Source organism: Paenibacillus sp. G34 (assembly GCF_056856875.1).
Window position 1 is genome coordinate 3,111,893 of record NZ_CM166469.1, and the last position, 20,466, is coordinate 3,132,358.

The 20,466-nt window shown below is 44.3% G+C and carries 15 protein-coding genes and 1 pseudogene; 12 read left to right on the top strand and 4 right to left on the bottom strand.

The window, feature by feature from the left end; genetic code table 11:
• Positions 1–132 precede the first annotated feature (132 nt).
• The 7 genes and pseudogenes from AC1VYS_RS14145 (at position 133) to AC1VYS_RS14175 (ending at position 8,995) form a co-directional block, all read left to right on the top strand.
• Positions 133–1,701 (top strand): response regulator, encoded by a 1,569-nt coding sequence (locus tag AC1VYS_RS14145; protein ID WP_482914793.1) that lies wholly within the window; start codon positions 133–135, stop codon positions 1,699–1,701.
• Positions 1,698–3,425, top strand: a complete 1,728-nt coding sequence (locus AC1VYS_RS14150) for a sensor histidine kinase (RefSeq protein ID WP_482934531.1) — start codon at positions 1,698–1,700, stop codon at positions 3,423–3,425. The genes AC1VYS_RS14145 and AC1VYS_RS14150 overlap by 4 nt, the downstream gene beginning before the upstream one ends.
• Before the next feature lie 131 nt (positions 3,426–3,556).
• Entirely contained in the window at positions 3,557–5,236 is a 1,680-nt protein-coding gene (locus AC1VYS_RS14155; RefSeq protein ID WP_482914795.1) for an ABC transporter substrate-binding protein, read from the top strand.
• Positions 5,237–5,352: 116 nt separating this feature from the next.
• Complete coding sequence (locus tag AC1VYS_RS14160) at positions 5,353–6,324, top strand: ABC transporter permease (protein WP_482914796.1); 972 nt, start codon at positions 5,353–5,355, stop codon at positions 6,322–6,324.
• 15 nt (positions 6,325–6,339) lie between these two features.
• Positions 6,340–7,260, top strand: coding sequence for a carbohydrate ABC transporter permease (locus AC1VYS_RS14165; RefSeq protein WP_482914797.1), 921 nt, complete (start codon positions 6,340–6,342; stop codon positions 7,258–7,260).
• Positions 7,261–7,354: 94 nt separating this feature from the next.
• Positions 7,355–7,693, top strand: a pseudogene (locus tag AC1VYS_RS14170) (hypothetical protein); the annotation flags it as partial.
• The gene (locus AC1VYS_RS14175; protein WP_482914995.1) at positions 7,685–8,995 is read left to right on the top strand and encodes a carbohydrate-binding protein; all 1,311 of its coding nucleotides are present in this window, start codon (positions 7,685–7,687) and stop codon (positions 8,993–8,995) included. The pseudogene AC1VYS_RS14170 and the gene AC1VYS_RS14175, both read left to right, overlap by 9 nt.
• Positions 8,996–9,192: 197 nt before the next feature.
• Here the strand turns inward: AC1VYS_RS14175 and AC1VYS_RS14180 are convergent, their stop codons facing one another.
• From AC1VYS_RS14180 to AC1VYS_RS14190, 3 genes are read right to left on the bottom strand one after another with little or no spacing between them, the layout of a single operon-like run.
• Entirely contained in the window at positions 9,193–9,468 is a 276-nt protein-coding gene (locus AC1VYS_RS14180; RefSeq protein ID WP_482914798.1) for a barstar family protein, read from the bottom strand.
• 11 nt (positions 9,469–9,479) lie between these two features.
• The gene (locus AC1VYS_RS14185) at positions 9,480–9,920 is read right to left on the bottom strand and encodes a ribonuclease domain-containing protein (protein WP_482914799.1); all 441 of its coding nucleotides are present in this window, start codon (positions 9,918–9,920) and stop codon (positions 9,480–9,482) included.
• Positions 9,921–9,952: 32 nt separating this feature from the next.
• The gene (locus AC1VYS_RS14190) at positions 9,953–10,834 is read right to left on the bottom strand and encodes an AraC family transcriptional regulator (RefSeq protein ID WP_482914800.1); all 882 of its coding nucleotides are present in this window, start codon (positions 10,832–10,834) and stop codon (positions 9,953–9,955) included.
• 207 nt (positions 10,835–11,041) lie between these two features.
• Between AC1VYS_RS14190 and AC1VYS_RS14195 the strand changes: the two genes are divergently transcribed.
• The 5 genes from AC1VYS_RS14195 (at position 11,042) to AC1VYS_RS14215 (ending at position 19,447) form a co-directional block, all read left to right on the top strand.
• Positions 11,042–12,571 carry a glycoside hydrolase family 43 protein gene (locus tag AC1VYS_RS14195; protein WP_482914801.1) on the top strand — a complete coding sequence of 510 codons (1,530 nt, stop codon included), beginning with the start codon at positions 11,042–11,044 and terminating at the stop codon, positions 12,569–12,571.
• A gap of 90 nt (positions 12,572–12,661) precedes the next feature.
• Complete coding sequence (locus AC1VYS_RS14200; RefSeq protein ID WP_482914802.1) at positions 12,662–14,197, top strand: glycoside hydrolase family 43 protein; 1,536 nt, start codon at positions 12,662–12,664, stop codon at positions 14,195–14,197.
• Between the two features lie 140 nt (positions 14,198–14,337).
• Entirely contained in the window at positions 14,338–16,029 is a 1,692-nt protein-coding gene (locus AC1VYS_RS14205; RefSeq protein WP_482914803.1) for an extracellular solute-binding protein, read from the top strand.
• A gap of 38 nt (positions 16,030–16,067) precedes the next feature.
• Positions 16,068–17,825 (top strand): sensor histidine kinase, encoded by a 1,758-nt coding sequence (locus AC1VYS_RS14210; RefSeq protein ID WP_482914804.1) that lies wholly within the window; start codon positions 16,068–16,070, stop codon positions 17,823–17,825.
• Entirely contained in the window at positions 17,810–19,447 is a 1,638-nt protein-coding gene (locus AC1VYS_RS14215) for a response regulator (RefSeq protein WP_482914805.1), read from the top strand. The genes AC1VYS_RS14210 and AC1VYS_RS14215 overlap by 16 nt, the downstream gene beginning before the upstream one ends.
• Before the next feature lie 153 nt (positions 19,448–19,600).
• On the opposite strand, the gene AC1VYS_RS14220 is transcribed toward AC1VYS_RS14215, so the two are convergent.
• Positions 19,601–20,365 (bottom strand): helix-turn-helix transcriptional regulator, encoded by a 765-nt coding sequence (locus tag AC1VYS_RS14220; protein ID WP_482914806.1) that lies wholly within the window; start codon positions 20,363–20,365, stop codon positions 19,601–19,603.
• Positions 20,366–20,466 lie beyond the last annotated feature (101 nt).

The following is a 20,466-nucleotide window of genomic DNA, read 5'->3' on the forward strand; positions in this document are numbered from 1 at the left end:
CAAACGATAGAATGGAAACAATCTTGTGCAAATAGGTGCAGAAATGTAAGCGGTTTCTATTTATAATTAGAATATACCGTTTTTTTGTTGATTTCATTCAACGATTTTGCTTGAAGGGAAGGAGCAGATCATATGTTAAAAGTATTACTGGTTGATGATGAGATGTATATCCGCAAAGGGATGTACGAACTGATTGATTGGCAGAGTCTCGGCATGGAGATTGCGGGAGAAGCAGAGAATGGGTTGGAGGCGCTGAATAAAGCGGAATGCCTGCATCCCGATATCATAATTACGGATATCCGAATGCCTATTCTCGATGGATTGGAGCTAATCCGTGAAATTGATAAGTCACCCACACTAGAGCCTATATTTATTATCATTAGCGGTTACCATGATTTCAAGTATGCACAACAAGCCATAAGGTACGGTGTTCAGGATTACATCCTTAAGCCGATTGATGACGAAGAGATGACCACAACGCTGCAAAAGGCGGCAAAACTGATCCAGAATAAGCGAAAACATGTATTTTTGGAGGAAGGACAAGCTAGTCGTATTATGTTAAAAGATATGATCAAAGGCCAGATTCGGAAAGAAGACGAAATACGGTATGCAGAAATGCTCGGAATCAAACGTCAGACTTCAATGATTATTGTGCTATTTGAATTACAGACAGGCTCGGAGCATAGAAAAGTGACACTTCATCAGGTTAGTGATCTCCTTCATTCGTTGGCAGACGATCACTTCAAGCTCTATGTTATTGAGGAGCAGTTAGGTAGATTTGCCTTGATCGTTCTATTAAATGAACCTTCTCCACATCACCGTGTAGTAGACAAGATCCAATGGATTCAAAACATGCTCAGCGATCAGCTAGGCGCAGATATAGGCTTGTATGCAGGTACATTAGTTGATGACATGTCTAAGGCACCTCGATCCTATGCAGAAGCAGAGGAAGCATCCAGGCATAAATTCGCAGAACCCGGAAGTGTTGTGCATTATTCAGAAGTGAGGGACAGAGCATTATACGTATTCAACGTAAATCAGGAAGAGGTCGAACCCTTGATCCTAAGCCTCGAAGAGCGAAATCGCGGGGCTTGTCATGCGATTGTCGACGAGATGTTCAACATGTTTCGTTCCCGCCGGTTTTCTCCTCAGGCTGTTACAGGTTCTCTATTGCGGTGTATTACGGGTATACTTGCAGTCGTGCATGAAATGGGAGGTACGGATGCGGGATTAGAGCAACTCAAGTTGTTAGCCGAACAAGATCAGGATGGATGGAATTTACGTTTGTTAAAAGAGGCATTTTTGTCCGCACTGGAAGAAGCGGAGGCATATATTGCGCAGCTGCGAATGGAGCAGTCCAAAGGAGATATTAATAAGATTAAGCGATATATTGATTCCCATTACACGGAGAATATCAGTCTTAAAAGTATTGCAGCCCAGTTTTATATGAATCCGGTTTATCTTGGCCGTCTCTTTCGTAAAAGTTACAATCAATATTTTAACGAATATCTGCTCAATCTCCGTATTCAGGAGGCACAGAAGCTGCTCCGCCAGACGGATCTACGGATGTATGAGGTGGCAGCTCGAATCGGATTTCAGAATGCGGATTATTTTGTGACACAGTTTGAGAAGATCGTCCATATGACCCCAACAGCCTACCGTAATCTTCTGAAAGAGGATGGACAGCGGGGTGCTCAATGATCAGATGGAAATGGAATTACATGAAGCTTCGGAACAAACTGTTGCTAATGTACGTGTTATCGGTGTTTATTCCCATCGTTGTGACCAATGTAGTGTTTTATCAAGTGACTACCGCTAATATCCGTAGCCAGAAAACCCGTGATGCCGGAGTCGCTCTGAACAATCTGAAGAATGAACTACGTGTGACGATAGATCAGGGAGTAGGTTTGTCATATTCACTATATGCTGATCCTGTGTTTAATGACACGTTGTCCCGCTCGTTTGAAAGTAATTCGGAATATATTCGGGCATACAACTCCTATCTCAAAGGGGAGTTTTCCGGTCAACTGAGTCAAGGAATTCGCTGGTACCAGGTGTATACCGATAACCCAACGATTTTGTCCTCAGGTTACATTGAACATCTAAATGAAACGGTTCGAAGTTCCACCTGGTACAAACAGTTACAGGATAATGTGGTCCCTTATCCTACCTTGATTGCAACAGATCAGATGTTAAGTCTCGTTCAGCGCTTAAACAATCTGGACACACGAGGGATTGAACAGTTACTCAAAATAGACTTTACTATGGACCTGCTTAAAGAACAATTCCGAAATAGTGGCTTTGATGGGAAAGTGTATTTGGTTGATCCTAGGGGTCACATCCGTTTTTCGAATGATGCGAAGTCTGAGGATACCCCAATCGGAGAGAAGTACAGCGAGATCGAGTTTCCCAACAAAACGATTCGGTTTGATCGCGTTTATTCTGGTATTAACTATTTGGAAGGATGGTCCCTGCAAGGCGTTATGGATGAGGAGATCGTATTGCAGGAGGTTCGTAAATCACGCTCTTTTGTTATCTGGCTGGCATGTATTAATTTTGTGTTGCCTTCGATTATTATTGCAGCGATGTCCCGATCTCTTCACGTCAGACTGGTACGTATTCTCAAACATATGAAAAAAGTAAAAACGCAAAATTTTCAGACTATTCCTCCTGAAGATGCAAGGGATGAGATTGGTCAATTGACAACCGAATTTAACCGGATGACCGAGACGATTCGGAATCTGATTGATGAAGTTTACCTTGCGGACATTCAGAAAAAAGACCTGGAGCTTAGACAGCAACAGGCGCAGCTTCATGCATTACATAGTCAGATTAATCCGCATTTTCTGTTTAACACGCTTGAATCCGTGCGGATGCGCAGCCTGATCAAAGGAGAGAAGGAAACCGCCAAGATCGTTCATCATATGGCGAAAATGTTCCGCAAATCCATTAGCTGGAATCAGCATGAAGTGACCGTGAAGGAAGAGCTGGAACTGATTGACAGCTTTTTGCAAATCCAGAAATATCGCTTTGGAGAAAAGCTCCAATATTACATTGAAGCAGATCCTGCCGCGTTAAAGTATCGGATTCCGAAGATGGTTATCCTGCCATTTGTCGAAAACGCCAGCATTCACGGTATTGAATCGACACCAGGTAAAGGAATTATCCGATTGCTCGTTGCGTTGCAGGGACAGGGGCTCCATATTCAGTTGGAGGATAATGGTATTGGCATGTCTGCGGCTAGAATGGAAGAATTGCTGCGGTATCTGGACCAAAACATGGATATGGGCGAGCATGTCGGCATGAAAAACGCTTACAGCCGGTTGAAACTTTGCTACGGTGAGCGATTCTCTTTCTCTATTCATTCAGAGGAAAAGAAGGGAACAAGCATTCAAATCCGGCTTCCGCTGGATGAGGAGGAATAAGTAGGGAAATGATGGTTCGATATACTTTTTAAAGAACAATGTACAGTTTCATGGGTAACTATGAAAGCGTTATCTTGATATATTGAAAATGCTTACATACATCGAATGACTAAAAAGGGGGAACAAAACACATGTTAAAACCGCTTTTGAAAACCACAGGACTAGCTGTATTGCTGGCATCCCTGTTGGCTGGGTGCTCGTCTGGAAGCTCATCTCCAGGGGCCTCATCTACAGGGAAAGAAGATGATAACAGCCCTGTCACATTCTCGTATTATATGTTTTCTTCTGGCAAGAAAGACATTCTGGCAAGTGAAACGGCGATTGGTAAAGAGCTGCAGAAGCAGACGGGTGTGGACTTTAAAATGGAATATCTTGTTGGTGACAGTGCCACAAAGGCAGGGGTTATGATTGCCAGCGGTGACTATCCAGATGTCATCGCCTCCAGCGGAGAGATGTCCAAATTGCTTGATGCCGGAGCTTACATTGCATTAGATGATTTGATTGAAAAGTACGGTCCGAACATTAAGAAAGTGTATGGCCCGTACTTTGATAAAATGAGAAACCCTGAAGACGGTAAAATCTATGCTTTACCATATACGGCTAACCAAGGAGAGTATACAGGTAGCCCTAACATTGGCGGGGGGGCTTTCTGGATTCAACGTTCTGTACTGAAGGAATTTAATTATCCTAAAATTACGACGCTGGATGAATATTTTGATCTGATCGAGGACTACAAAGAGAAGCATCCGAAGGTTGACGGAGCAGAGACCATCGGTTTTGTGTCACTTGCAGGTGTAGCCAATAACTTCTTCACCCTGCAGAATCCGGCCATGCATCTTGCAGGATATCCTAACGACGGCGGCGTTATGGTCGATATGAAAACCCATGTCGCAAGAACGGTTTCGGGCACGGAAGAGCAGAAACGCTGGATCAAAAAACTGAATGAAATTAACGCAAAAGGTTTACTTGATCCGGAATCATTCACGATGAACAAGGATCAGTATTTGGCGAAATTGACCTCGGGTCGGGTGCTCGGTTATTTTAACTACGCATGGCAGGTTGGAGATGCTACCAATAACCTACTTGCGGCGGGCATTGACGAGAAGCGTTACGCGCCTCTGCCAATCGTCTTTGACAAAAACATCAAGGATCAATACATTGATCCTCCCGGCTTCGTAAACAACTACGCAACCGGAATCAGCGTGAATGCAAAAGATCCGGAACGGATTATCAAGTATTTTGATAATTTGCTCAAAGAAGAAAATCAGATCCTCGTACAGTGGGGTATCAAGGATCAAACATACAGCGTAGATGAAAAGGGCCGCTTCTATTACGCCAACGATGAGCAGCGTAAAATGCATGACGATGTAGAACTGAGCCGCAAGTTCGGCTTTGCTTATTTCGCTAATGACTGGCCGCGTTACGGTACAGAATCCACGCTGTCTGATGGGAATGCATACGGTCCAGGTAACCAGCCGGAAGTTGTCGCAGCAACATATACTGAAGGAGATAAAAAATTCCTCGATGCTTATGGTGTGAAAACTTTCAGTGAGCTGTTCAACAAGCCGGAAGAGCGGCCATGGTTCCCAGCTTGGTCTATTGCACTTGAACAAGGCTCGCCTGAACAAATTTTCACAACTAAATCAGATGATATTCAGCGCAAATACTTACCTGAAATGATTCTGAGCGCACCGTCCAACTTCGACAATATCTGGAATAACTACATGACTGAGTTTAGCAAGCTGGATAAAGCGGGTTACGAGAAAAAGATGACCGAAGTCATTCAAAATCGAGTGGCAGGTAAATGGTAATTTAAACAACACCATATAAAATAAACTGTTACGTGCGCTGGAGAGATAGAGGATTACTTCCGAGTATATACTCTCTCCGCGCACGAATAACAGATAGGGAAAGGAGTATCTGCATCGTGGAGGAACCTAATGTAACTCTTCAATCCATTCCGCCGCATTCTCGTCGCAAGGGGAGTCGGGAAACCAGTTTTTACAAACGACTGCTGCAACAGCGAAGCTTGGCATTTATGTGTATTCCCTTTGTGATATGGGCGTTCGTATTTAAATATTTGCCGTTATGGGGCTGGACGATGGCGTTCCAGAACTTCAAACCGGCAAGAGCCTTCGCGGATCAGCAGTGGGTGGGGATGAAGCATTTTCAAACCCTGTTTGAAGATAATACGTTCTATCGAGTGCTGCGAAATACACTGGTGATGAGTTCTATTAAATTGGTGCTTGGGTTTGTCACAGCGATTACCTTAGCACTTCTTTTGAATGAATTGAAAAATATCGTTTTTAAACGTTTTGTGCAAACGGTAAGTTACCTGCCTCACTTTATCTCCTGGGTTGTTGCTTCAAGTATTGTGCTTACTGTACTTTCACCTGATGGTATCATCAATCTCATTCTTATGAAGTTGCACTTGATCGACAGTCCAGTGCTGTGGATGGGAAAAGGGGAGTATTTCTGGGGCATACTGGGGGCCACCGAAGTATGGAAAGATGTCGGATGGAACACGATCATCTATCTGGCGGCAATTACAGCCATCGATCCTGCTCAGTATGAGGCAGCTGAGATTGACGGAGCCAGCCGTTTCAAACGAATGTTGTACATTACACTGCCAGGTTTGAAACCGGTTATCGTGATTTTGCTGATTATGAATATGGGAAGCATCCTCGAATCCGGATTTGAACCTCAATATTTGCTGGGCAACGGAATGAATATGGATTATTCAGAGAATCTGGATATCTTTGTCTTGAAGTATGGTTTGGGAATGGGGAACTTCTCTTTGGGTACAGCGGCAGGGATTTTCAAAACTGTGGTCAGCTTCATCTTCCTCTTCACCGCCAACTATATCGCCAAAAAAATGGGAGAAAGCAGACTATTCTAAGAGGAGGCCTAGGCCATGCCAAAAGCAAAATCATCCCGCTTGCGGAACAGCAGTGCCGGGGACCGGGCGTTTGATGCCATTAATATCACTTTCATGATCTGTTTGATGATTGTTACGATTTATCCGTTTATTAATATGATTGCTGTCTCGCTGAATAATGCGAATGATGCGATTCGCGGAGGCATCTATCTGTGGCCACGGGAGTGGACACTGGATAACTACAAATATATCTTTGGAGAATCCGACATTTACCATGCTACACTGATCTCGGCGCTTCGTACGATTATCGGAACAATTGTATCCGTTTTCTGTACCGCGATGCTTGCTTATACACTCAGTCGGCAAGAATTTGTACTTCGCAAGTTTGTAACGATGTTTTTTGTCTTCACCATGTACTTTAGCGGAGGATTGATTCCGGGATATCTGTTGATTCGTGATCTCGGTATGATTGGCTCTTTCTGGGTCTACATCATTCCGGGTGTCATCGGTGTGTTCAATATGATCGTCATTCGTTCCTTCATTGAGGGACTGCCTGAGGGCATTCTGGAGTCGGCTCGTATTGACGGGGCAGGGGAATTTACGACGTTTATTCGAGTGGTATTGCCTTTAACGATTCCGGCCATGGCAACCGTTTCTCTTTTTGTGGCTGTGGGTCAATGGAACTCCTGGTTTGATGTCTTTCTTTATAACTCATCTAACAAGGAGTTAAGCACACTCCAATATGAACTGATGAAGATTCTTCAAACGTCCACAACGGCGGCAACTTCATCGGCAAGTGATGTGTATCAAGCTGCCGAGAATACCGGTGTCGCTGTGACGCCAACTTCCATTCGGGCAACGATGACGATTATAGCCAGTGTTCCAATCTTGATGGTATATCCTTTCCTGCAGAAATACTTTGTCCAAGGTATGACTATCGGTGGCGTGAAGGGATAAATGTTAGGTTAAGGTTAGGATTGTTATGTTCGAATTTATAATTGTTGGGAGATGAGAAATCGTGAATTCTATGTTCAAAAAATCACTCTGTACGATGCTTGCAGCGTTAACAGCACTACCTCTGTTTTATGTACCTGCTTCCTCCAAAGTGATGGCGGCGAACGATGCTGTAATTAACGTAACTTCACCCAAACAAGTGATTCGGGGTTTTGGCGGTATGACACATTCCGGATGGATTGGTGATCTCACCGCCTCCGAGAGGGAAACCGCTTTTGGCAACGGACCTAACCAGCTTGGATTTTCTGTACTAAGAATTCCGATCGATGAAAACAAGAACAACTGGCAACGCGAAGTGGAAACAGCCAAAAAAGCCATTGAACATGGAGCAATTGTATTTGCATCTCCTTGGAATCCACCTACTGACATGACGGAACTGGTCACTCTAGGCACTACTTCGGGCGGTGGTTCAACTTATGAAGCCGAATCCTTGACAACAATGACTGGTGCAGTAGCGGGGAATTCTTATAGTGGTTATACGGGAGCGGGTTATGCTGTATTCCAGAATGCGAGCGGTTCAGCTGTTCAGTGGAATACGATTCTGATTGGCAGCACAGGTACCAAAAATATTAAAATCAAGTACTCACTTCCATCAGGAACGAGTAATCTGGACGTCTATGTGAACGGCACATTAGCGCTTAGTAACGTACCGTTTGAAGCCACAGGCAGTGGAAACACGTGGAAGGACAAGTCGATACAGGTACCGATGGTGAATGGCACTAGCACGTTGAAATTGGTTACTACGGGAACGGGTGGGCCAAACATTGACAATATCAATGTAACTGCATATACGCAGATTACACAGGCTAAACGTCTCAAGTACGACAAGTATGAAGCATACGCCGAATATCTGAATGAATTTGATGCATTTATGAAAAATAACGGTGTTAACTTGTACGCCATTTCCGTGCAAAACGAGCCTGACTACGCGCATGACTGGACTTGGTGGTCTCCTGAAGAGATGCTGCGTTTTATGAAGGAAAATGCGGGCTCCATCAACAATAGAGTCATTGCTCCAGAATCCTTCTCGTATGTGAAGACGATGTCGGACCCTATTTTGAATGATCCGCAGGCCCTTGCGAATATGGATATTCTGGGGGCTCATACCTACGGTACTCAATACAGCGACTTTCCATATCCGTTATTCGAACAAAAGGGAGCAGGGAAAGAGCTTTGGATGACGGAGGTTTATTATCCAAACAGTGAAACCAATTCAGCAGATCGCTGGCCTGAAGCGCTCGGGGTAGCGGAGCATATGTACAACGCGATGGTTGAAGGTAATTTTCAGACGTATGTATGGTGGTATATCCGTAGAAATTATGGACCGATCAAAGAAGACGGAACGATAAGCAAACGTGGCTACAGTATGGCTCATTATTCCAAGTTCGTGCGTCCGGGAGATGTCAGAGTGGATGCAACCAAAAATCCGGCAAACGGCGTGTATGTCTCTGCCTATAAGGGAGCGAACAACAAAATCGTTATTGTTGCTATTAACAAAAACACTTCAAGTGTGAACCAGCGATTCACTGTGCAAAATGGAACAGCCTCCGCTGTATCCTCCTGGGTAACGGATAGCACACGTAATCTGGCAGCTGGCTCTGCCCAGCAGATATCCGGAAACGGATTCTCGGCAGACTTGCCAGCACAAAGTGTAACAACATTTGTTGTGCAACCGTAAGGACAGATGTGAATAAGAAAAACAAGGCAAGAGACACATGAGCGAGTATTTTTGAAAGAAGAATAGAAGACGATAAAACGAAGTCAATAGGAATTAGTAGAAGTTAAAAGAAGTGAGTAGAGGTCAAGAGAAGTAAAGAAGATAGTAGAAGATAGTAGAAGTTAATAGAACAGGCTGCCCTTAGGCAGCCTGTTCTATTATAACCATAATTCTAATGTGAATTCATCAATCTCTTGCTCTGCTTCGCGCATCAATTCAAGCACCTGATCTGCATAACCCCCAAGCATTCCTCTACATGTCTCAAAATAATTCCAGCGAATGATCAGCGGCATGCTGACTTCGCCTGTCAAGGCATCCCATAGAGCATCCAGATTGTGTCCGTAGTGTTCATCCAATTGCAGCTTGTCCTGCAATAACGCATGTAGTGATTCCCGATTAAGGAGATAACGACCGTCGATCTCAATGATATTCATGTGTTCCTCCATTATTTAATCTGTTGAAAGGTCTTATAATGATCGGTGGTTTGGTAGATGAGACCGTCATTGGAATACAGAATCCGGTCGCTTCCTCGTTTCCCGCCACTATAATGGATATCCGCTTCATACCATATCCGGCCTTTTTTGTTTGGAAGCAATCCTTCACGATTTCTGAACACATCACCGCCGATGCTCTTGCCTGGAGCCACTAGCTGCAGATTGCCTTCGCTTGGCTCCCAGCCCAGCTCACGAGCCTCCTTCTTCGTAATGTAGTTAGGTGGAAGTTCGTGGTGCTCTTTGATATAATCGGCGACTTCCTGAAAGCCCATCTCTTTTGAGACTTGACCCGCAGGAGAGCCTGGATCAGTAATGAGCTGTGAGGTGCAACCTGCAAAAAGAAATGCTGAAAGCAGGATGAGCAAGGGGTACAACCATTTTTTTAAAAGCATGTTCTGATCTCCTTTTGATGATGACAATGCTCTTAATGGTAGTCTGTTTTGGGCAACAAATCAATTCTAACCTCGGCTTGTCGGTGCTTCTTATATTTTCCCGGGGAGATCCCAACGATTTTGGTGAAGCTTCGAATAAAATTGGCATAGTCACTAAAACCGGACTGGAAGCAGGCATCAGTGATGCTCATTCCATCGGTTAGAAGTAATTTGGCTAGCTCAATGCGCCGGCCTAGAATATAGGAACGAAGGGTAAGTCCGGTATGTTTTTTAAACTGGCGGCTGACGGAGGTGCTGTTCATATAGAACTCTTCGGCCAGTTTGCCTAGAGTAACATGTTGAGTAATATGATTATCGATATATTCCATCGTTTTGCGAACTAATTCAGGCATGATATCTTGTGGTACAAAGGAATTATGCTGAAACCACTGGTTGATCAGAACGAGCAATTGTGCCATGGCTGCATTCGTTTGTACGTCAGCACCGTACATATTAGAATCTGCAGATTCTTCAATCTGATGGGTCCAATATAGGAGCTGTTTTAATTGATTGTCATGCAGATGAATGATGTTGCCATTTCCTTCAGATCGATGGTCAAAACAGGATAATAAATTCGTCAAAACCGTGGATAGCTGGCACACATATGTTTTCTTAACATTAATCGTGATCCGTTCATATTCTGTCTCGTCCAGAATAAGTGTCCGATGCATCTCTTCAGGAGAAATGACAAGCAAATCGCCACGTTGCATGGGATAACAACGATGGTCGACATAGAAATGAACATTTCCCTTCAGGAATAGGTAGATTTCATACGCATTGTGGTGGTGATAACTGGATTCATATCTGTAGGTTGTTAGGGGATGGCGGTACAAAAGCTCTGGCTGTATCGGATCATAAAAATAATCTAAGGACATCTCGTAGAGGTACCTCCTGTCATTTCGCGCAATAAATCAAACAAATAACGCAATGAAATTGGACTCAGTTTCACTTAAAATGTAATCATCCTATCATGAAAACGTTTGTTTTGCAAACGCTTTCTATTTGGTGTGCCCAAATGCTTAGATATCACTTTATATTTGAAGATAACGGGAAGATCAACTTTATTTGCGGGAGGAAATGAGATGAGTAACGAAACTAAGCCACAGGTTGAGAATCAAAGGGATAAAAATAATTCAAGTATTCCATTGGAGCACATCCAAGAGGAGATTGGAAAGCTTCGTCCCAACGCGAATCCATTAATGTCTCACAAATTTGGAGCTGATCCATACGCTTTGGTGTTCAATAACCGGGTTTATCTGTATATGACCAGTGATAAATTGGAGTATGATGAACATGAGGTTCCTCAAAAAAATAGTTATCAATCGATCAACAAAATCACGGTGATCTCTTCAGATGATTTGATCAATTGGACAGATCACGGGGAGATCAAGGTAGCAGGTCCTGAAGGTGCAGCCACATGGGCTTCCCAATCTTGGGCTCCAGCAGCTGTACATCGCAGCTTCGACGGCGAGGATCGTTTTTACTTGTATTTTGCCAATAATGCTAGCGGCATTGGTGTTTTGAGTGCCCCAACTCCGACAGGGCCTTGGACTGATCCGATTGGAAAAGCGCTAGTAACAAGAGAAACACCGGGTGTAGAAGATGTGACGTGGTTATTTGATCCGGCAGTTCTGGTAGATGACGACCATCAGGCTTATCTCTATTTTGGTGGAGGCGTGCCTGAAGGTAGACCCGAAAGGCCGGATACGGCGCGAGTGATGAGACTGGGTGAGGATATGGTCAGTGTTGAGGGCAAGGCCAAAGTCATACCTGCTCCCTTTATGTTTGAAAATTCTGGGATACATAAGTATGATAACATCTACTATTACACCTATTGCTCTAACTTTTTCCAAGTGGAACGTGACGAGGATAGCCCGGCGCCGGGAGAAATTGCATACATGACAAGTTCGCAACCAATGGGTCCGTGGACGTATCAGGGAACAATCCTTAGAAACCCGGGGCACTTCTTTGGGATTGGCGGTAACAATCATCATGCCATCTTCCCGCTCGGGGATCAGTGGTATATTGCTTATCATGCGCAGACTCTGTGCCAGGCGATGGATATTCCGGAAGGATATCGTTCCACACATCTGAACAAAGTGCAGTATGAAGAGACAAGTGGAAGAATCAAAGCGATTCAAGCGGACTACGCAGGTGTTGGACAGTTGAAATCCTTTAACCCATATCAAAGAATCAACGGCTCAACGATGGGCTGGAATGCAGGCGTGAACACACGTCAATTAAATGGATTGGGTGCGGAGCAAGTTGAACAAGGTGAGTATTCCGGGCAAAATGGAGTTGTCAGTCAGTTGCACGGCGGAAGCTGGATTGCCATCTCTCGCGTGGATTTTGGAGAAAAAGGGGCGGCAAGCTTTACTGCATCGATATGCAGCCAGGGAGCAGCCTGTACCCTTGAACTTCGACTAGGTCGTGAAGATGGAGAGTTAATCGGAAAAGTGCATATTCCTGCATCGGCGGAAGGTCAAGAATGGATTGAGGCATCGACTTCAATAATGGGTGCACAGTATGAAAACGACCTGTATCTTGTACTGAAGCCATCAGATCCAAACCTGTGTATCCTTCTAAACCACTGGATGTTTGAAGAAGCCTAACATTATGAAGGGATTTATCCCGTTGATTGGAGAGCTGGAGCCAGGGTGAACAGATGTAATACAGAACTCCAAAAAAGAGGTGTTTAAACGATGTATTCAAATCCGATTATATGGGCCGATTATCCGGATGTGGACGTCATTCGGGTCGAAGATACGTATTATATGGTAAGTACGACCATGCATATGATGCCTGGATGTGTTATCTTGCGCTCGTATGACCTGATCCAATGGGAAACAGCTGCGTATGTGTATGACATTCTGGATAACACACCGGCGCAACGCTTGGAGAACGGGGAGCAGATCTATGGCAAAGGCATGTGGGCGGCATCACTTCGTTATCATCAAGGCAAGTTCTACGTCATTTTTGTAGCCAATGATACTCGTAAAACGTATCTGTATACTTCTGAAACGATAACTGGACCTTGGAATAAACAGATTGTAGAAGGATTCTATCATGACTGCTCGTTATTTTTTGATGATGACGAACGAGTATACCTGGTGCATGGTAATCGAGAGATTCACTTAACCGAATTAAAGACAGACCTTTCCGGTCCCAAACCGGAGGGCAGGCATCGTATCATAGTGACTGACCATCAGCCACATTATTTAGGGTATGAAGGTGCACATGTATACAAAATTGAAGGCATCTATTATGTATTTCTGATCCATATGCCGAAGGCAGCAGGGCGCAGAACGCAAGCTTGTTACAGGGCGGAGACGCTGGATGACGTATTTGTTGGCGGAGAGGTGTTCAATGATGATATGGGATACTTTAATTCAGGGATCGCTCAAGGCGGGATCGTTGATACGCCGGATGGTAACTGGTATGCGATGTTATTTCAAGACCATGGGGCTGTGGGGCGAATTCCGGTGTTGGTACCGATGCGTTTCGAGGAAGGTGTTCCCGTATTTGCTACAGAGGCCCCAAAACAAATCGATCTAGACAGCACAAGGCCTGGCTACCGTTACGAACCGTTGGTTTCAAGCGATCGTTTCGAATACACGCTCGGTGATGATGGCAAGGTGCGACTTCGGGATATTTGGCAGTGGAATCATACACCACATGATGATCTGTGGTCTGTTACGGAAGTGCCAGGAGCATACCGAATTCGAACAGGTCAACTTAGTCCTAACCTGACATTTGCCGTGAACACACTTACTCAACGTGCGATGGGGCCGGCTTGTTCAGCTTCGGTAAAGCTGGATGGCAGCGGTCTGAACGATGGTGATTACGCGGGGCTATGTTTCCTGATTGGCACGTATGGTCTAATCGCACTAACTAAGGATGCAGGGCAATATTACCTTGTCATGCAGGGAAGAGTGAGCCAAGACGCTAGCATATTTGGTAATCTGATTGATCAGGAGCCTGCTACAGAGTATTCACGAATACCCGTCACAGGACCTGTAGTGACACTACAGGCTTCGGCTAGTTTTATAGATAATCAAGATGAATGCTGTTTTGCTTATCGAGAAGGGGCGGAATGGAAAACCCTCGGTGTTCCCCACAAAATGGTCTATAAGCTGGATCATTTCATGGGCTGCAGAGTTGGATTATTTATGTTTTCTACACAAGAGGTTGGGGGCATGGCTGACTTTTCGAATTTTGAATATCATATCGTTTCGTGAATTCATGCTAAGAGTTGTAAATAAAAGTCGCCCAACGGCGGCTTTTTCATACTCATGACAGTTCAGATGTTGTACAATGATAACAATTCTGGAAAATAGAAAAAGATGTGTTCATTCAATCAAACTGGGGGCATGTCATCATGCATAAGAGATGGATGTACAAAACAAGATGGACCATTATTATTTTTCTAACGGTGTGTATACCCGCTGGACATACACAGGGGGATCCAGGGCAGATCAACACCTCATCTACAGATCAACAGACTTTTTCTTCGGAAGCATATTCCCCACCTATTAAAGTTTCTTTTGTCAGGGAAACGGGGGAAGATCTGCAGCGCATGATTGAGCAACTACCAGGCGAGACACTGACTGATAACCGGTGGACACGTCTGTACGAACAGGAACTGGGTATTCAGATTCGATATGACTGGATTGCAACGGGCGACGTTTATAGTCAAAAGCTTGGGGTTTCTCTTGCTGCCGGGCGCTTCCCGGATGTCGTCAGAGTCAATCCATATCAGTTAAGGCAGCTAACTAATGCCCATTTAATCGAAGATTTGACAGAGGTATACCGTGATTTTGCTTCGCCACTTACTAAAAAGATTTTGGAAGCCGAAGGTAAAGGAGCATTCGATGCCGCTACGATTAACGGCAAGCTGATGGCGATTCCGGAATCATCTTCTTCGATCGAAACCGCACAGTACTTGTGGATTAGAACGGATTGGATGGATAAATTAGGACTTCAGGCACCTGAAACAATAGAAGACGTGTTAAAAATATCGGAAGCGTTTACATTACGTGATCCTGACGGGAATGGTAAACAGGATACCTACGGGCTCGCACTCACGAGTTATCTTTGGGATCCTGTTATGGGCGTTTCAGGATTTATGGCCGGTTACGGTGCTTATCCAAATATATGGATTAAAGATCAAGAGGGCGGTCTCAGCTATGGAGGTATACAGCCAGAGGTTCGTAAAGCGTTGAAAGTATTACAGACGATGTATCTGCAGGGTCAACTTGATCCAGAATTTGCTTATAAAAATGGAAACAAAGCTTACCGTCTCATTCAACAGGGGAAAATCGGGATGCTTTACGGTGAGCAGTGGACTCCTTTTGTTGTCCAGTCTACCCGTGAAGAAGATCCGGAAGCAGATTGGCAGGCTTATCCGATTGTGGCCGAATCAGGTCGAAACAAGGTTGTGCCGCTTCGTTCGAATACAGGAAATTACTTTGCCGTTAGAAAAGGCTTTGCTCATCCTGAAGTTGTCGTTAAGTTAATGAATCTGCACCTGGACAAAAACTGGGGACAGCATGCGGAATACGAAACCTACTATAATGATGACTCACGTGCTGTGTGGATGCTATCTCCAGTAACTCCATTTCCGGGAACCAAAAATTTAGATGCATATCGAGATATTCGCGATGCACGTGAGACAGGCGACTTCTCTTTACTGGAGAATGAAGCGCTCGCTATCCACAAACGAATTGCTGCCTATGAATCAGAAGGCTTGAAGAGTGGGTGGGGATGGAAACAGACCTACGGGCCAACAGGTGCTTTTAGCATCGCAGATGATTACGAGATGAATGGGCAGCTTCTTTATGATCAATTCACAGGCGGTATTACGGAAACGATGGTAGACCGGCAGATCATCTTGCGAGATCTGCAACTCGAAGTATTTATGAATATTATTTATGGCTCTCCTATTGAAGAATTCGATCAATTTGTAGAAGATTGGCTTGAACTGGGCGGAAAAGAGATTACATCGGAGGTAAACGAATGGTATAGGACTGATACAGCGAAGAATCGCCAGGCTTTCGTTTTATCCTATTAAAGCAGGTGTCTTTGATCTGAAAGCAGGAGGGGAGTGCATTGTTCAAGATACCGGCACAGTCGTGGTTAAACAGTATATTTGCGCGACTGATTATGACCTACCTGGTTTTTGTCATACCTTTGATTCTTCTGGGCGTATATCTGTATCACTGGAGCTATGATACGGCAAGTCAGGAAATTTCCTTATCGACAGAGAGAAGGTTAAGTCAATACGCAACCGAACTTAACCGGGAGATCGAGTGGATGGAATTGCAACAGTTCGACATTGCAGAGGACCGCAAGCTGAATCGGCTGGCGATCCTCTGGAACAATATGGATCAAATTGAGAAACGTGAAATACTAAATTATTTATCCGAGCGGCTTGCTTCTTTCAAAAATAGCAGTGCTTATATCAAGAACGTTCACGTACATATCCCTACAGTCAACAAGAGTATTTCTGCAGTGCAGGGCATCGATGAATACAATCAAGGTTCATACGATTATTTCAGTTCATCCACGCAGGAAGAAAGCATTCGATTTACGGTAAAAGATAATGCATTGAATCTAAGTGCTCTACGTTTAACAGGTAAGATGGGGGAAGCGCCGCTGTTTGTGGTTCAGGTGGAGCTGGATAATGCGGCATTTCAAAATGAACTATCACAGCTTAATCTATATCCTGAAAGTGCCTCTCTTCTCATCGAAGACAAGACAGGTTTTGCTATTCTGGATCGGCAAGAACGCGAAATCATTCTTGCCAATTACCGTGAATATAGTCAGAAGAGTTCATTAGAGAGCTACCAAGTAAGCGTTGAGGATACGGTGTACCATGTGAATCAGCATCATATGGAGCAACTTGGTTTGTCGATCGCTACGTACCTGCCTGAAAAGATGGTCACTAAACCTCTGAGCAAGTTTTATAAATGGGCATGGATTTTTGCTATTACATCGTTTATTGCAATTTCAGCTTATCTCTATTCTACGTACAAGTTGATTCACATTCCTTTACTATTGCTGGTAAAAAGGTTCAAAAAAATGGAGGGTGGGGTGCTGGACATCCCGATCGTGCACAATCGCAAAGACGAGTTCGGATTCCTGTACTCTCGTTTTAACCATATGATTGAGAATCTGCAGTTGCTGATTGACCGTGATTTCAAAAAAACGATGATGATGCAGCGAGCCGAATTAAAACAGCTTCAGTCGCAGATTAATCCGCACTTCCTGTACAACAGTTTCTTCATTCTGAACTCGCTTGCGAGAACAGGAGAGACGGATCGGATTGAGCAATTTACGAATATGCTTGGTGAATACTTTCGGTTCATTACTCGTAATGGGACAGATCATGTGCCACTGAAGGAAGAAGTACACCATTCCCGAATCTATACGGATATCCAGCAACTGCGATTCTCCAGACGAATCAAGGTTGAGTTCGGGGAAGTTCCACTGGAGATGCAACAGATTCAGGTTCCAAGACTTGTAATCCAGCCGATTATTGAAAATGCATATGAGCATAGTCTTGAAAAGAACACGGCCGCAGGCCTGTTACGCATTCAATTCCACATGGAGTCATCCTGTGCAGAGATTATTGTGGAGGATAACGGGCAGGATCTTCGCACGGAAGATATAGAAAATCTTCAACAACATCTGTACAGTGAATCAACTACCGATGACATAACGGGATTAGTGAATATCCATAGACGATTGGTACTGACATTTGGTGAAGGAAGTGGACTATTTCTTACACGAAGTGAGTTGCAAGGGTTAAAGGTTATCATTCGAATCCAGTGGAAAGAAGGGGAACACGAATGTATCGACTTCTGATTGTAGATGACGAGGAGATCATTACGGACAGTTTGTATGAAACATTTGCGAGGCATATGCCGGATCGGCTAGATGTATGCAAAGCATACTCCGCCACAGAGGCACTTTCCTGGATGCGTCGATCCAGAATTGATATCGTGCTGACAGACATTCGCATGCCGGGTATAAGCGGGCTGGAGCTAACCGAAGAAATTCAGAGACGCTGGCCGCAGTGCCGTGTTATTTTCCTGACGGGTCATAGTGATTTTGAATATGCATACAAAGCCTTTCAGATGAACAACGTACGTTACCTGCTTAAGACGGAAGGGTACGATAAAGTGATGCACATGGTGGAACTGGTTATGGAAGAGATCAGGGAGAGTCATGATATGCATAATCTTCTGAAACAGCAACGTGAGATTACATCCCGGCTAACGGCATTTAGGCAGGATGAATACATTCGAAAGCTTCTTCAAGAAGGTTCAACTGCTGCTTCATTGGCTGAACTTCAGGGTGAACTACTGGAGAGGGAAATCCATCTGAAAGCTAATTCTCCGGTGTATCTGATACTCGGACGGTTGAATAAGGTACATGAATCGGCAGAAGCTGAGCAAGGGTGTACTCAAGCATCTATTCGTATTATTGGAACATCATTGATGAGTGAATACACGGAATGTGCCAGTGCTACGGATCACTATGGTGATGCGGTGTGGCTGCTACAGCCCAAAGATGGGCAGGCAGATACAGATCAGCACTTCGCCAGACACATGGAAGGGACGTTAGAGCTTGTACAGGAATCGTGTCTAGCTTCACTTGGCGTGTCGATTGCATTTACACTTAGTGGACGAGGATGTGAATGGTTCCAGATTCCACAGCGATATGAGCGTCTGCGCTTGCTGCAATGGATGAAAGTCGGAGATGGCATGTCCATGGTGCTAACGGACAATTACGAGGAACCTCAAGTGGGTACTTCGAAGGCATCACTACGGATCTCCAGCCGGGTAGAAGCCATGTCTGGTTTTCTGGAAACAGGACGCTTTCAATCCTTCTACGATATCTTCGAGGAGCTAGTGGGAGAGCTTCTTCAACAGGATATGACGATGGAACGGGCAATGGAGACTTATTATCATCTGGCATTGACCTTCTACGCTGCATTTAACCGCTGGGGGTTGAAGCAGAAAACCCCGGATCAGCGAAGTTTGCTGCATTTGGACCATTTTCCAAACATGAAAGATGCCGTTCAATATCTCTATCTGGCAGCCGATGAACTGGTTAACTTCAAACGTTCAAACGAAGAGGAACGTGCCAATATGGTTGTACAGAGTTTATGCAATTATATCAAAGGTAATCTGGAAAAAGATCTTACGTTAGTGCGCTTGGCAGAACTGCATCATTTTAATCCTTCTTATCTGTCCAGGTTTTTCAAACAGGAGATGGGTATTAATTTGTCCGAATTTATAGATGATAGCCGAATCCGCAAAGCGAAAGAGTTGCTCATGAACCATGAGCTTATGGTGCGGGAAGTCGCGCTTCAGGTTGGTTACGAATCTGCTCACTCGTTTACCCGGCTGTTCAAAAAACAGATGGGCATGACACCGCAGGAGTATCGAGAATCCTTACTAACCCGTTCAGCACACCGATAGTCGGTAACAAAAAAAACACGCAGGTGCAGACACTCCCAGCGTGTTTTTTCTTTGTTAGATTTTTCTGGAATGCTGCCGCTGCATGGTGATGCTGCGAGCCAAGACAGAACGGCAAGTGTTTTCTGAAAGCAATCGTTCCGTTTATCATTTCATTTAAGCTGTGTGGGCCTTTTGCCTGCGATATGCATTGGGACTTGAACCAGAGAAGGCTTTGAATTTTTTGTAAAACCAATCGATATCACGGTATCCTACCTCCAGAGCAATTTCGTAAATTCGCAGATCGGTGGACAAGAGAAGCTGCTTGGCTTTATTCATTCGCTCCTTCAGCATATAGTCATTAAAGGAAATCTTTTCTTCCATTTTGAATTTTTGTCCAAGATAGGCACAATTAAAATGAAGCATGTCGGCAATTTTCTTTAACGTAATCTCTTCATTCAAGTGATCCCTTACATAAGCTTTTACAATCCGGATGACATGGCTGGAATCCATCGCTTTGCCATTAAGCTGAATTGTAGGCTTGATGACAGGGCTTTTTTTCGTAGAGACAGGTTCGATTCTGTTCAAAAGTCCACGCAGGCTTTGAAGCAGTGCAGCAGGTCTAACCGGAGAAGGCAAATAATCATTCACTTGATAGGTCATTGCTTTGCGAACCAGTCTGAATTGATCCCTTCCACCCAGTAGGAGAATGGGTATATCACATTTTTTTCGAATGTGGTGACACAACCATAATCCCGCCGTATCATACTGCTCTGTATGAACGACGACGACACTGAAGTCCCGCTCAGATAAAGCGGCAACAGCAGCGTTTGAAGAGGAAACCGAATCTGCAATTGTAAAAGGTAATCTGTTATCTTCCAGAAGCTGTTCAAGCTCTCTACACATCCGGCGACTGTAATCAACAAGTAAAACACTGTACATGAAGCATGACCTCACCTTCTCGTGATATTCCGATCAATTATTCAACTGAAATAAGGCTTAGTTTTATTATGGGAAGGAAAGAAAGCGCATACAATGTGCAT

What these genes read in the sequence shown, in the direction of transcription:
- AC1VYS_RS14145 (WP_482914793.1), top strand. Translation starts at nt 133, where the DNA reads ATGTTAAAAGTATTACTGGTTGATGATGAGATGTATATCCGCAAAGGG.
- AC1VYS_RS14155 (WP_482914795.1), top strand. Translation starts at nt 3,557, where the DNA reads ATGTTAAAACCGCTTTTGAAAACCACAGGACTAGCTGTATTGCTGGCA.
- AC1VYS_RS14195 (WP_482914801.1), top strand. Translation starts at nt 11,042, where the DNA reads ATGAGTAACGAAACTAAGCCACAGGTTGAGAATCAAAGGGATAAAAAT.
- AC1VYS_RS14190 (WP_482914800.1), bottom strand. Translation starts at nt 10,834, where the DNA reads ATGTCCTTAGATTATTTTTATGATCCGATACAGCCAGAGCTTTTGTAC.
- AC1VYS_RS14180 (WP_482914798.1), bottom strand. Translation starts at nt 9,468, where the DNA reads ATGAATATCATTGAGATCGACGGTCGTTATCTCCTTAATCGGGAATCA.
- AC1VYS_RS14205 (WP_482914803.1), top strand. Translation starts at nt 14,338, where the DNA reads ATGCATAAGAGATGGATGTACAAAACAAGATGGACCATTATTATTTTT.
- AC1VYS_RS14175 (WP_482914995.1), top strand. Translation starts at nt 7,685, where the DNA reads ATGACGGAACTGGTCACTCTAGGCACTACTTCGGGCGGTGGTTCAACT.
- AC1VYS_RS14215 (WP_482914805.1), top strand. Translation starts at nt 17,810, where the DNA reads ATGTATCGACTTCTGATTGTAGATGACGAGGAGATCATTACGGACAGT.
- AC1VYS_RS14220 (WP_482914806.1), bottom strand. Translation starts at nt 20,365, where the DNA reads ATGTACAGTGTTTTACTTGTTGATTACAGTCGCCGGATGTGTAGAGAG.
- AC1VYS_RS14200 (WP_482914802.1), top strand. Translation starts at nt 12,662, where the DNA reads ATGTATTCAAATCCGATTATATGGGCCGATTATCCGGATGTGGACGTC.
- AC1VYS_RS14185 (WP_482914799.1), bottom strand. Translation starts at nt 9,920, where the DNA reads ATGCTTTTAAAAAAATGGTTGTACCCCTTGCTCATCCTGCTTTCAGCA.
- AC1VYS_RS14165 (WP_482914797.1), top strand. Translation starts at nt 6,340, where the DNA reads ATGCCAAAAGCAAAATCATCCCGCTTGCGGAACAGCAGTGCCGGGGAC.
- AC1VYS_RS14150 (WP_482934531.1), top strand. Translation starts at nt 1,698, where the DNA reads ATGATCAGATGGAAATGGAATTACATGAAGCTTCGGAACAAACTGTTG.